This window comes from Acidovorax sp. FJL06 (assembly GCF_003852545.1).
Taxonomy (GTDB): Bacteria; Pseudomonadota; Gammaproteobacteria; order Burkholderiales; family Burkholderiaceae_C; genus Acidovorax.
In genome coordinates this window covers 1-12096 of the sequence record NZ_QAJR01000017.1, presented here as the reverse complement: position 1 = coordinate 12096, position 12096 = coordinate 1, and the positions used below count along the sequence as shown (strand labels likewise).

The window sequence follows — 12096 nt, the reverse complement described above, 5'->3', positions numbered from 1 at the left end:
GCGCTGGTGGCTTCGTCCAGCAGGAGCAGCGGTGGGTTCTTGAGCATGGCCCGTGCAATCGCAATGCGCTGGCGTTGCCCGCCCGACAGCCGCACGCCACGCTCGCCCAGAAAGGTGCCGTAGCCCCCGGGCAGGGCCATGAGGAAGTCATGGGCAAAGGCTGCACGGGCGGCGGCCTCCACCTCTTCATCCGTGGCCTCGGGGCGCCCATAGCGGATGTTGTCCATGGCCGAGGCCGAGAAGATCACGGCGTCCTGCGGCACCGTGCCGGTGTGGGCGCGCAGGGTGCCGAGCGCCATGTCACGCAGGTCCACCCCGTTGAGCAGAATGCGGCCGCCCTGTCCCGACGGTGGCGTGCCCGGGGTGCCGGGGTGGGTGGGGGCGTCCACGTCATAAAACCGCTGCAGCAGCTGCAGCACCGTGGTCTTGCCTGCACCACTGGCGCCCACCAGGGCCACGGTTTCCCCGGGGGCCAGATGCAGCGAAAAGCCGTGCAGCGCGGCCTGCTCCGGGCGCGAGGGGTAGTGGAACCACACGTTGTCAAACTGCACCTCCAGGCCCTGGCCCGACGTGGGCAAGGCGCGTGGCGCGGCGGGGTCTGCTACGGGTGAGCGGCTCTCCAGCAGCTCCATCAACCGTTCGGTGGCGCCCGCAGCGCGCAGCAGGTCTCCGTACACCTCGCCTAGCACGGCCACGGCACCTGCCAGCAGGATCACGTAGACCACGGTCTGGCCCAGGTGGCCTGCACTCATCTGGCCGGCCAGCACGGCCTCGGTGCCCCGGTACAGCCCCCACAGCAGCAGGGCCGCATTGGCAATGATGATGAAGGCGACCAGCACCGCGCGTGCGCGGGTGCGCTGGATGGCCGCCTGGAAGGCGTTTTCCGTGGCCCGCATGAAACGTGCCGTCTCGCGCGGCTCGGCCGCATGGCTTTGCACCACCGGCACGGCGTTCAGCACCTCAGCAGCAATCGCGCTGGAGTCGGCCACGCGGTCCTGGCTGTCCCGCGACAGCCGCCGCACGCGCCGCCCGATCCACATCGTGGGTAAGACCACGAGCACCACCGCCAGCAGCACCACCGACATGACATAGGGGTTGGTCCACACCAGCATGGCCAATGCGCCAATGCCCATCACCGCATTGCGCAGCCCCATCGACAACGACGAGCCCACCACGGTCTGCACCAGGGTCGTGTCGGCCGTGAGGCGGGACAGCACCTCCCCGGTCTGCGTGCTCTCAAAGAACTGCGGGCTTTGCCGCAGCACATGGCCGTACACCGCATTGCGCAGGTCGGCAGTCACCCGTTCGCCCAGCCAGCTCACCATGTAAAAGCGCGCCGCAGAGAACACGCCCAGTGCGACGGCGACGGCGAACAGGGCCTCGAAGTGGCCCCGCAGCGCCATGGCCTGCGTGCCCTTGTCGCTGGCCGTGCCGCCCACCAGGCCGCCATCGATCAGCCCGCGCAGCGCCATCGGAAACGCCAGCGTGGCCAGCGCTGCCAGCACCAGGAACACCCCCGACAGCGCCATGTGGACGCGATAGGGCCGCAGAAAGGGGAGCAGGCCGGTCAACGAGCGGGGGGCCCCGCGGGCAGGGGTGGGGGAGGGGGTGGACGCCATGGCGGCAGTGTAGGGCCGCCCGGCAACTGCCCTGGTGTCGGGATGGGGGCGCGGCCAGCGGCTCGGTGTCAGCAAAGAGTCAGTGAGGCATCCCCTGGTGTGCGCGCCCTGGCCCGCATTGCGCGCGCGTGGGGGCTGTGGCCAGATTGAGCACTGGCCTAGGGTGCGGGCCCGCAGCCGGTGGTGCGCCTGTGCCGCAGGCGGTGGGTACGTAGGCATTTATACATAGGCATTAGTCCCAGTATCTACCGCGGGGTAGGGGGACATACGATGCGCCGAGACCCATACACGCGGAGACCTTGCTGCAAGGCTCCCTTTCTCAGCACCCTACGGAGCGGCCAAGGCGCAATGAGCGACGTCATTCTTGAAACCAAAAGCCTGACCAAAGAGTTCAAGGGCTTCACTGCCGTGAGCGATGTGAACCTGGCGGTGCGCCGGGGCTCCATCCATGCGCTGATCGGCCCCAATGGTGCAGGCAAGACCACCTGCTTCAACCTGCTGACCAAGTTCCTGGAACCCACCTCGGGCACCATCCGCTTCAATGGGCACGACATCACGCGGGAGCAGCCTGCGCAGATTGCCCGGCGCGGCGTGATCCGCTCGTTCCAGATCTCGGCGGTGTTTCCCCACCTCACGCTGATGGAGAACGTGCGCCTGGGCCTGCAGCGCAAGCTGGGCACCTCGTTCCACTTCTGGCGCAGCGAACGCACCCTGCGCCAGCTGGACGACCGCGCGATGCAGCTGCTGACCGAAGTGGGCCTGGAAGACCTGGCCGACGAGGTTACCGTGAACCTGCCCTACGGCCGCAAGCGCGCGCTGGAGATCGCCACCACGCTGTCGATGGAGCCCGAGCTGATGCTGCTCGATGAGCCCACCCAGGGCATGGGCCATGAGGATGTGGACCGCGTCACGCAGCTCATCAAAAAGGTCTCGGCCGGCCGCACCATTTTGATGGTGGAGCACAACATGAAGGTGGTCTCAACAATAGCCGACCGCATCACCGTGCTGCAGCGCGGCGCCGTGCTGGCCGAAGGGCCCTACGAAGAAGTCTCGAACAACCCGCAAGTGATGGAAGCCTACATGGGCACGACCGATGGCCAACTCCAGGGGGCGCATTGAGATGAGCACCCCCGCACTCGAAATCAAGAACCTCGAAGCCTGGTACGGCGAGTCGCATGTGCTGCATGGCGTGGACATCGTCGTGCAGCCCGGCGAGGTGGTCACGCTGCTGGGCCGCAACGGGGCAGGGCGCACGACCACCATGCGCGCCATCATGGGCTTGACCGGCGCGCGCAAAGGCTCGGTCAAGATCAACGGCGTGGAAACCGTGAACATGCCCACGCACCGCATTGCGCACCTGGGCGTGGGCTACTGCCCCGAAGAGCGCGGCATCTTCTCCAGCCTCTCATGCGAAGAAAACCTGCTGCTGCCGCCCGCGCTCAAGACCAACACGCCCGGCATGTCGGTGCAAGAGATTTACGCCATGTTCCCCAACCTGGCCGAGCGCAAGAACAGCCAGGGAACGCGCCTGTCGGGTGGCGAGCAGCAGATGCTGGCCGTGGCCCGCATCCTGCGCACGGGGGCCAACCTGCTGCTGCTCGATGAAATCTCCGAAGGCCTCGCGCCCGTCATCGTGCAGGCCCTGGCCCGCATGATCAAGATGCTGCGCGAGAAGGGCTACACGGTGGTCATGGTCGAGCAGAACTTCCGCTTTGCCGCGCCGCTGGCTGACCGCTTCTACGTGATGGAGCATGGCCGCATCGTCGAGAAATTCGGGGCTTCCGAGCTGGAGGCCAAGATGCCCGTGCTCAACGAGCTGCTGGGCGTCTGAGGCGCTCTCAGGCTGCTTGCCCTTTTCTTCCCACCTGTTTTCTTCCACCACACCCACAGGAGACAAATCCATGAAGAAACAACTCACACTGCTGGCCTTGATGCTGGCCGCCGCAGGCCTGGCCTCTACGGCCGCCCAGGCACAGGACAAGGTCAAGATCGGTTTCATCACCGACATGTCCAGCCTGTATGCCGACCTGGAGGGCAAGAACGGTGCGGTGGCCATCCAGATGGCCATCGACGACTTCGGTGGCAAGGTGCTGGGCATGCCCATCGAACTGCTCACGGCCGACCACCAGAACAAGGCCGACATCGCTGCCTCCAAGGCCCGTGAGTGGATCGACACCCAAGGGCTGACCATGGTTTTTGGCGGCACCAACTCCGGCACGGCGCTGGCCACGGCCAAGGTGGCGCTGGAGAAGAAGCGGGTGTACATCAACAATGGCGCGGCCTCTTCGGCACTGACCAACGAGCAATGCTCCCCCTACACCGTGCATTACGCGTATGACACGGTGGCCCTGGCCAAGGGCACGGGCTCGGCGATCATCGACACCGGTGGCAAGAGCTGGTACTTCCTCACGGCAGACTATGCCTTCGGCCACGCGCTGGAGGCTGACACCAGCACGGTGGTCAAGGCCAAGGGCGGCAATGTGGTGGGCGCCGTGCGCCACCCGCTCAACGCGTCCGACTTCTCGTCCTTCCTGCTGCAGGCACAGAACTCCAAAGCCCAGATCCTGGGCCTGGCCAACGCGGGTGGCGACACCATCAACGCCATCAAGGCTGCCAAGGAGTTTGGCATTGGCAAGACCATGAAACTGGCCGGCCTGCTGATCTTCATCAGCGACGTGCACAGCCTGGGCCTGCGCAACACCGAAGGCCTGCAGTTCACCACCAGCTGGTACTGGGACCTGAACGATGAAACGCGCAAGTTCTCGGCCCGCTTCTTCGAGAAGGCCAAGCGCATGCCCACCGAGATCCAGGCCGCCGACTACTCCGCCACCATGAACTACCTCAAGGCCGTGGAAGCCGCCAAGTCGGTCGATGCCGACAAGGTCATGACCACCTGGCGTGGCATGAAGATGAACGACTTCTTCGCCTCGGGTCAGATCCGCCCAGATGGCCGCTACGTGCACGACATGTACCTCATGGAAGTGAAGAAGCCTGCCGAGTCCACCAAGCCCTGGGACTACTACAAGCTCATCAAGAAGCTGCCCGGTGACGCCGTGTTCACCACCAAGGCCGAGAGCAAGTGCGCGCTCTGGAAGTAAACCCCTGAGACGGCATCCCCGCGCCTGGCCCCGCCCCTGTGGGCCGGGGCAGGCCTGTGGTTGCCCTCTGACCTGAACCCCTCCACCTGCTGCTGCTTCCCATGGAAATCTTTGGTGTCTCATTGCCCGGCCTGTTGAGCCAGCTCCTTCTGGGGCTGGTCAACGGATCGTTTTATGCAATCCTCAGCCTGGGGCTGGCCGTGATCTTCGGCCTGCTCAACGTCATCAACTTTGCGCATGGTGCGCTGTTCATGACCGGGGCCCTGATCACCTGGATGGCCATGAACTACTTCGGCATCAACTACTGGTGGATGCTGGTGTTGGCGCCGCTGGTGGTGGGCCTGTTCGGGGTCGTGATCGAGCGCCTGCTGCTGCGCTGGATCTACAAGCTCGACCACCTGTATGGCCTGCTGCTCACGCTGGGCCTCACGCTGCTGATCGAAGGCGTGTTCCGCTCGATCTACGGCGTGTCGGGCCTGGGCTATGACACGCCCGAACTGCTCGAAGGCGCGACCAACCTCGGCTTCATGATCATGCCCAACTACCGCGCCTGGGTCGTGGTGGCATCGATCATCGTCTGCGTAGCCACCTGGTACGTGATCGAGAAAACCAAGCTCGGCGCCTACCTGCGCGCCGGCACCGAAAACCCGCGCCTGGTCGAGGCCTTCGGCATCAACGTGCCGGTGATGGTGACCCTGACCTACGCCTTTGGCGCCGCACTGGCCGCGTTTGCCGGCGTGCTCGCCGCCCCCGTGTACCAGGTCACGCCGCTCATGGGCCAGAACCTCATCATCGTGGTGTTTGCCGTGGTGGTGATTGGCGGCATGGGCTCCATCATGGGCTCCATCCTCACCGGGCTGGGCCTGGGCGTCATCGAAGGCTTCACCAAGGTGTTCTACCCCGAAGCATCGTCCACCGTGGTGTTTGTCATCATGGTCATCGTTCTCCTCATCCGCCCCGCCGGCCTGTTCGGCAAAGAAAAATAAGGGGCAGCCAGCATGAACTTCAAGAACATTGCCCCCATCGGATACGGCCTGCTGCTGCTGGGCCTGGTTGCCGCGCCGTTCCTTGGTGCCTACCCTGTTTTCGTGATGAAGCTCATGTGCTTTGCACTGTTTGCTTCTGCCTTCAACCTGCTGCTGGGCTTCACGGGCCTGCTCTCCTTCGGCCACGCGGCCTTTCTGGGGGGCGCCGCCTATGTGGCCGGCCACGCGATCAAGGTCTGGGGCCTTACGCCCGAAGTGGGCCTGCTGCTGGGCACGGCAGGGGGCGCGCTGCTGGGCCTGCTGTTTGGCTGGCTGGCCATCCGCCGCCAGGGCATTTATTTCTCCATGATCACGCTGGCCCTGGCGCAGATGCTGTTCTTCGCCTGCCTGCAAGCCAAGTTCACCGGGGGTGAAGACGGCCTGCAGGGCGTGCCGCGCGGCAAGCTGTTTGGTGTGATCGACCTCCAGAGCGACCTGGTCATGTACTACGTGGCGCTGGCCATCGTGGTGGTGGCGTTCCTGCTCATCGTGCGCACCATCCACTCGCCGTTCGGCCAGGTGCTCAAGGGCATCAAGGAGAACGAACCCCGCGCCATTTCGCTGGGCTACGACGTGCAGCACTTCAAGCTGCTGGCCTTTGTGCTGTCGGCCGCGCTGGCGGGCCTGGCGGGCTCGCTCAAGACCCTGGTGCTGGGCTTTGCCACGCTGTCGGATGTGCATTGGACGGCCTCGGGCCAGGTCATCCTGATGACGCTGGTGGGCGGCCTGGGCACGCTGTCGGGCCCACTCATCGGCTCGGCCGTGGTGGTGCTGCTGGAGAACAAGATCGGCGAATTCGGCAACCTGCTGGCCGCCCTGACCAGCGTGGAATGGTTCAAGACCCTGGGTGAATCCGTCACCATGGTCACGGGCCTGATCTTCGTGATCTGCGTGCTGGCCTTCCGCCGCGGCATCATGGGCGAGATCATTGCGTGGCTGGCACAGCGCCGTGCGGGCAGCACTGCCAAACACTGACCGACCCTTGCCCGTAACGGCGGGCTTTCGCCTGGATGCTGCTCAAAAAGCCGCTGCCGCCCTCACAGGCGCAGCGGCTTTGCATATCCGGTCATCTCCAGATAGCCCCGGCCCACAGGCTGCCCCGTGCTGTCCAGCAGGTCGGACAACCCCTCCCAATAAATCGCGCCGGTGGACCCGCTGCTGTCCAGCTCCTGGTGGTCCAGCAGGGCGCGCACCTCAAACGCGCCCACGGGCGTCTGCACCCGCCACTGCACCGGGTAGCGCGCGCCGCTGTGCGGGCTGGTCCAGGTGCGCTGCGGGGTGAACACCACGGCCTGCGCGCCAAACACCTGCACCGGCTGGCCCGGCGCGCGCCACGACCCCCCGGCCCACAGCGCCGATCCATCCGCACGCCGCAGTCGGAAGGCCGTGAGCGCGCTGCCGTCGGCCAGGTTCATGCCGATCCAGTCCCAGCCTTGCGCCTCGGGGTGCAGCAGGGCCTCGCTCCACTCGTGGTCCATCCACGCGCGGCCGGTGCCTGGCTCCACCGCCATGCGGCGGCCTGCAAAGGTCAAGTGGCCGCTGACCGCCAGCTGCGGCTGGCTGTAGTAGTAGCTGGCCTGCGCCGCATCCGGCCCCTTGCGCGACAGGCCTTGCTGGCCTTGCAGCAGCACGGGCTGCGTGCTGTCGAACTGCAGATCCAGCCCCAGCTCGCTGCCGGTAATGCGTGTGGTGTAGCGGCTGGTCATGAAGTCCGGCTTTCCGCGTGCCGTATCACTGCGCTCCAGTGTCCAGTCCTGCAGCCGGATGCGCGTGTCGGCCTCGCTGGCCTGCGCCACACCAAAACCCGCGCGCGCAATGCGCTGGTCATGCCGCAGGCGCTGCCCCTTCACATCGGTGATGGCCGCGTGCGCAAACAGCAACTGCTTGGCCGCAAACGCCGACTGCAGGCCCTGCGTGGCATCCACCCGCGAGCGAAAGAACGTGAGCTGAAACCCCCAGGGCTGGCCCTGCGCCTGCACATGGCCGGTGATGTACCACCACTCGGTGCGCAGCTCCGGGTGGCTGCCGTGGTCGCGCGGAAAGCCCAGCGGGCGCGCGGGCAGCGCCTGCGCCGCACCCGGCCAGAGCAGCGCACCCAGCCCGGCTGCCTGCAGGCTGGCCCCCATCAGCCACTGGCGGCGTGTGGTGCTGAACATGGTGACGGGATGGCAGTGGGGAGAATGGTGGGAGAGGGCGGGGCGCTCAGCCCATCAACGCATCCACCTTCTGCTGTGCGGCCGAGCAATCGCCAAACGTGCGGTCCACCCAATCGGTGTCGAAGTACGTGGGCAGATACCGCTCGCCCGCATCACACAGCAGCGACAGGATGGAGCCGCGCTCGCCCCGCTCGCGCATCTCGCTGGCCAGCGTGAGCATGGCCACAAAGTTGGTGCCGGTGGACGGCCCCACGCGCCGCCCCAGCAACTGCGACAGCGCGCGCATCGCCGCGATGGATTCGCAGTCCGCCACGTCCACCATGCGGTCCACCAGCGTGCGGATAAAACTCGGCTCCACGCGCGGGCGCCCAATGCCCTCGATGCGCGAGCCCGGCGCTGTGAGCTGCGCATCGCCCGTGCGGTGGTAGGCGCTGAACACCGAGCCCGCCGGGTCGGCCACACACACCTGCGTGGCATGCCGCTGGTAGCGCACATAGCGGCCAATGGTGGCACTGGTGCCGCCCGTGCCCGCACCCACCACAATCCAGCGCGGCACGGGGTGCGGCTCGCGCGCCATCTGCGTGAACATGCTCTCGGCAATGTTGTTGTTGCCCCGCCAGTCGGTCGCGCGCTCGGCATAGGTGAACTGGTCCATGTAGTGGCCGCCCGTCTCCTCGGCAATCGCCCGGGCCGCGTCATACACCGCGCCCGCGTTGTCCACAAAGTGGCAACGCCCGCCATGGAACTCGATCTGCGCGATCTTCTCGGGCGAGGTGCTGCGCGGCATCACCGCCACAAACGGCAGCCCCAGCAACCGCGCAAAGTAAGCCTCGCTCACCGCCGTGGAGCCGCTGGAGGATTCGACGATGGTCGAACCCGCATGCACCCAGCCATTGCACAGCGCATACAAAAACAGCGACCGCGCCAGCCGGTGCTTCAGGCTGCCCGTGGGGTGGGTGGACTCGTCTTTCAGGTACAGGTCAATGCCGTGTGCCGCAAAGGCGGGCAGGCGCAGCGGGATCAGGTGCGTGTCGGCACTGCGCTGGTAGTCGGCTTCGATGCGGGCGATGGCTTCGTGGAGCCAGGGGGTGGGGAGGGTCATAGGGGGATTGTCGAGTGTTGTGGTGCTTGGCAGAACAGCCGCATGAGCATGATCTCATTTTCTTCCGAAAATCTTTGCGGCTAGTTCTTTGCGTATTTTGGATTGCACTTCACAATTTCTATATCGATTACCAATGAAGGAGCAGTGACCATGGCAACAGGACAGGATCGAGGGCTAACGAAGCTCACCGGGAAAATGTACGAGCCCATGTTTAGAGATTTCGACCGGCAACTCATTGGCTTACTGCTGCGTAGAGATGCCTTTCTCGATAAGGTGATTGCACAGGAGATTCCTCACCTGAGAGCTGACCTGAAAGGAAAGCGGCTTTCCGATGCTGCCAATAGGTATATCTCACAAAGTCTTAAGCGTCTTGGCGGCGATAAAGCAGGTGTCCTGTTGCAGGTCAGCATTGCGCTTAGACACCAGACAGCCGATGAATTGAGATCTGTTGTCGAGGAGCACAACCTAGTTCGCGATGCTTTCCTCAATCGCCTGATTGTTTTGCTTCGATCTTCGGACATGTTTTTGAAGGCGCTAGATCTCCCCACACGTATTGAATGGAATCGACGTGACGGGACTGAGGACATGCCGATGAGCCCATTGCGCGCGATTGAAGAGACGCTCTGGGATCCCTTCCACTACCTTCGTGCCGCGTGTCAAACGCGTCATGGTTGTGGCTTGCACCTACTCCAGTTTCCTCAGCAACTGGTAGCACTGTCTTGTTATATCGATGACGAACAGGTCCCAGGAACTCAGGCATACAGAGAGCGTGACGAAGAAAATCGTTTACTTCTGTTGGAGGGGCTTGCGGACTTTGAAGCCAATCTCACTCCCATCAAAAACCAAGGAGCATGACATGAGTGGAGCGATTCACACCTCCGACAGCCGTCATTTCAAAAGGCTTTGGCAAGAGCACGGCGGCTTGATTTTCGCCGTCAATGGAACTGGAGAAGTGCGGTATGTTCACCCAGCCTTTGTTGCCGGAGTTCGGGCGAATGATCGACGCAAGGATGTGCCTGCAAAACTGCTTTCACGGCTCAACGCATTAATTCGGTTTGAGGCTGCCAACGATCCTCACATGCAAAACTGAGAAGTAGCGCGGGGCTGCTATAGCGGAGAGGGCATCACCAATCCTCCTTCACCGCCATCACCGCATCCCTCCCCGCCGCCGCCCGCCCCGCCAGCCACGCAGTGACCGTGCCCGACACCACCACGGCAGCACACAACCCCAGCAGCCTCCCCCCCGGCACGGCCAAATCCATCGTCCAGTGAAAACTCTGCGGGTTGACCACGTGCACCAGCACCACCGACACCGCCAGCCCCAGCAGCACACCTGCCGCCGCGCCCACGGCCGTCCACGCAGCCCCTTCGCCTGCCACCACGGTCAGGATCTGCCGCCGCGTGAGGCCCAGGTGGGCGAGCAGGCCGAACTCCTTGCGGCGGGCCAGCACCTGGGCGCTGAAGCTGGCGGCCACGCCGAACAGGCCGATGGCGATGGCGACGGCCTGCAGCCAGTAGGTGACGGCAAAGCTGCGGTCGAAGATGCGCAGCGAGCGTTCGCGGATGGCGCCGGCCGATACGAACTCCACCAGGGTCTCGCCACTCGGCCTTCCCGCAGCGCTGGGGCTTGCGTGGGTGGCCGCCAGGGCGCGGATGGCGGCTTGCAGCGCGGCGGTGTCGGCGCCTTCGCGGGGCCACAGGGCCAGGTCGCTGGTGCGGGCGTCGCCGGTCAGGTGCAGCCAGGTGGTGCGGTCCATCACAACGGCGCCCGATTGGCGGGCATAGTCCCGCCACACGCCTGCTATGTAAAAGATAGCTGCTTGCGCTTTGCCATCCTGCCCTGGAGGGCTAAATGCCTTTGATAGATCGGGCCAGGCCATGCCGGGGCGCAGGCCGTACAGGTCCACCACCGCTTCGCTGATGTACACGGCCGTGTGGCCTGGGGGCACGGGCAGGGCGTCGCCCACCAGGGGCAGGCGCTGGGCGGCCGCGTCGCCCAGCGGGCGGCTCAGCACCGTGAGGGCCGGGCGGGTGGGCGACAGCTGCAGCGGGCTGGCGCGCAGGGCCTGTGCCCGTTCCAGGCCGGGCAGCCGGGCCACGGCTTCGGCAAAACCGGCGGGCAGCAGCGCGGCCTCGGTGCCGGGGGGCTGGAGCGCCGAGCGCACATACAGCGGCGCGGGCAGCACGGCGTCCAGCCACTGCGTGACCGAGCCGCGAAAGCTCGCCACCATCACCGTCAGCGCCACCGCCAGGCTCAGGCTGGCAACCACCCCGCCCACGGCAATGGCCGCACTGCCGCGCATGCGCCGCGCGCGTTCCAGCGCCAGCAGCGGCAGCGCGTGGCGCGCGGCCAGGGGCTGCAACGCCGCCAGCAACCGTGCCATGGCCCAGGGCAGCAGGGCGATGCCCCCCACCAGCAGCAAGGCGACGGAGGCATAGGCCGCCAGTGGAATGCCAAACACCGGCGGCGCAGCCGTGAGCGCGGCACCCGCCGCCATCAAGGCCAGGCCGACCGTGCCCTGGCCCCCAGCGCTGGCTGCCGTGCCCAGGCCCTTCAGCGTCTGCGCCGGGGGCAGTTGCTGCGCGGCGCGGGCGGGCCACCAGCCGCCCGCCAGCGCTGCGGCCACGCCCAGCGCGCCGTACACCAGCGCGGCGGGGGCGCTCCACTGCAGCGCGGGCTGCACGCCCGCAAAGTAGCCACCGCCCAGGTCGCCGCCCAGCAGCTGCAAGGCGGTGGCGGCCAGGGCGGTGCCCAGCGCAATGCCCAGCACGCTGCCCAGCAGCCCCAGCGCGGCCGATTCGGCCAGCACCAGCAGCAGGCGCTGGCGCGGCGTGGCGCCCAGCACGGCCAGCAGCGCAAACTGCGGCCCGCGCTGCGCCACGCTGAGCGCCAGCACCGAGAACACCAAAAAGGCCCCGGTGAACAGCGCCACCAGCGCCAGCACCGTGAGGTTGACGCGGTACGCGCGTGACAGGTTGCTGATGCGCTGGGCCGCGTCGCCCGGCTGCGCCAGCACCAGGTTGGCGGGCCAGCCGGGCTGTGCGCGCAGGGCGCGCTCCCAGGCGCTGCGGTCGGTGCCGGGCTGCAGCTGCAGG

General features: G+C 66.0%; 11 protein-coding genes. 7 read left to right on the top strand and 4 right to left on the bottom strand.

Annotated features, from left to right (window positions below):
* Positions 1-1619, bottom strand: a 1619-nt coding sequence (locus DBV10_RS10180) for an ABC transporter transmembrane domain-containing protein (protein ID WP_233589881.1), incomplete at its 3' end; no start/stop codon positions are given.
* 348 nt (positions 1620-1967) lie between these two features.
* Here DBV10_RS10180 and DBV10_RS10175 point away from each other — a divergent pair.
* The 5 genes from DBV10_RS10175 to DBV10_RS10155 all read left to right on the top strand — a co-directional run bounded on the left by DBV10_RS10175 (position 1968) and on the right by DBV10_RS10155 (position 6717).
* Positions 1968-2738, top strand: coding sequence for an ABC transporter ATP-binding protein (locus DBV10_RS10175; RefSeq protein WP_124513205.1), 771 nt, complete (start codon positions 1968-1970; stop codon positions 2736-2738).
* 1 nt (position 2739) lies between these two features.
* Complete coding sequence (locus DBV10_RS10170; RefSeq protein WP_124513202.1) at positions 2740-3450, top strand: ABC transporter ATP-binding protein; 711 nt, start codon at positions 2740-2742, stop codon at positions 3448-3450.
* A 70-nt stretch (positions 3451-3520) separates the two neighbouring features.
* Positions 3521-4717 (top strand): ABC transporter substrate-binding protein, encoded by a 1197-nt coding sequence (locus tag DBV10_RS10165; RefSeq protein ID WP_124513200.1) that lies wholly within the window; start codon positions 3521-3523, stop codon positions 4715-4717.
* Between the two features lie 101 nt (positions 4718-4818).
* Positions 4819-5703: a branched-chain amino acid ABC transporter permease gene (locus tag DBV10_RS10160; protein ID WP_124513198.1), complete on the top strand. Its 885-nt coding sequence runs from the start codon at positions 4819-4821 to the stop codon at positions 5701-5703.
* Between the two features lie 12 nt (positions 5704-5715).
* Complete coding sequence (locus DBV10_RS10155; RefSeq protein ID WP_124513196.1) at positions 5716-6717, top strand: branched-chain amino acid ABC transporter permease; 1002 nt, start codon at positions 5716-5718, stop codon at positions 6715-6717.
* Between the two features lie 62 nt (positions 6718-6779).
* On the opposite strand, the gene DBV10_RS10150 is transcribed toward DBV10_RS10155, so the two are convergent.
* A complete protein-coding gene (locus DBV10_RS10150; protein ID WP_124513194.1) occupies positions 6780-7898 on the bottom strand; it encodes a lipocalin-like domain-containing protein in 1119 nt (372 codons plus the stop codon).
* A 46-nt stretch (positions 7899-7944) separates the two neighbouring features.
* Positions 7945-9000, bottom strand: a complete 1056-nt coding sequence (locus DBV10_RS10145) for a PLP-dependent cysteine synthase family protein (protein ID WP_124513192.1) — start codon at positions 8998-9000, stop codon at positions 7945-7947.
* Positions 9001-9150: 150 nt separating this feature from the next.
* Between DBV10_RS10145 and DBV10_RS10140 the strand changes: the two genes are divergently transcribed.
* Both DBV10_RS10140 and DBV10_RS10135 read left to right on the top strand, forming a co-directional pair.
* Complete coding sequence (locus DBV10_RS10140; protein WP_124513190.1) at positions 9151-9855, top strand: hypothetical protein; 705 nt, start codon at positions 9151-9153, stop codon at positions 9853-9855.
* Between the two features lies 1 nt (position 9856).
* Positions 9857-10090, top strand: coding sequence for a hypothetical protein (locus tag DBV10_RS10135; protein ID WP_124513188.1), 234 nt, complete (start codon positions 9857-9859; stop codon positions 10088-10090).
* A 34-nt stretch (positions 10091-10124) separates the two neighbouring features.
* Here DBV10_RS10135 and DBV10_RS10130 read toward each other — a convergent pair.
* On the bottom strand, positions 10125-12096 hold a 1972-nt coding region (locus DBV10_RS10130), incomplete at its 5' end, for an FtsX-like permease family protein (RefSeq protein ID WP_148090337.1).

Bases quoted from the DNA above. Each gene is read 5' to 3' on its own strand.
- DBV10_RS10175 (WP_124513205.1), top strand. From the start codon at position 1,968: ATGAGCGACGTCATTCTTGAAACCAAAAGCCTGACCAAAGAGTTCAAG.
- DBV10_RS10170 (WP_124513202.1), top strand. From the start codon at position 2,740: ATGAGCACCCCCGCACTCGAAATCAAGAACCTCGAAGCCTGGTACGGC.
- DBV10_RS10165 (WP_124513200.1), top strand. From the start codon at position 3,521: ATGAAGAAACAACTCACACTGCTGGCCTTGATGCTGGCCGCCGCAGGC.
- DBV10_RS10160 (WP_124513198.1), top strand. From the start codon at position 4,819: ATGGAAATCTTTGGTGTCTCATTGCCCGGCCTGTTGAGCCAGCTCCTT.
- DBV10_RS10155 (WP_124513196.1), top strand. From the start codon at position 5,716: ATGAACTTCAAGAACATTGCCCCCATCGGATACGGCCTGCTGCTGCTG.
- DBV10_RS10150 (WP_124513194.1), bottom strand. From the start codon at position 7,898: ATGTTCAGCACCACACGCCGCCAGTGGCTGATGGGGGCCAGCCTGCAG.
- DBV10_RS10145 (WP_124513192.1), bottom strand. From the start codon at position 9,000: ATGACCCTCCCCACCCCCTGGCTCCACGAAGCCATCGCCCGCATCGAA.
- DBV10_RS10140 (WP_124513190.1), top strand. From the start codon at position 9,151: ATGGCAACAGGACAGGATCGAGGGCTAACGAAGCTCACCGGGAAAATG.
- DBV10_RS10135 (WP_124513188.1), top strand. From the start codon at position 9,857: ATGAGTGGAGCGATTCACACCTCCGACAGCCGTCATTTCAAAAGGCTT.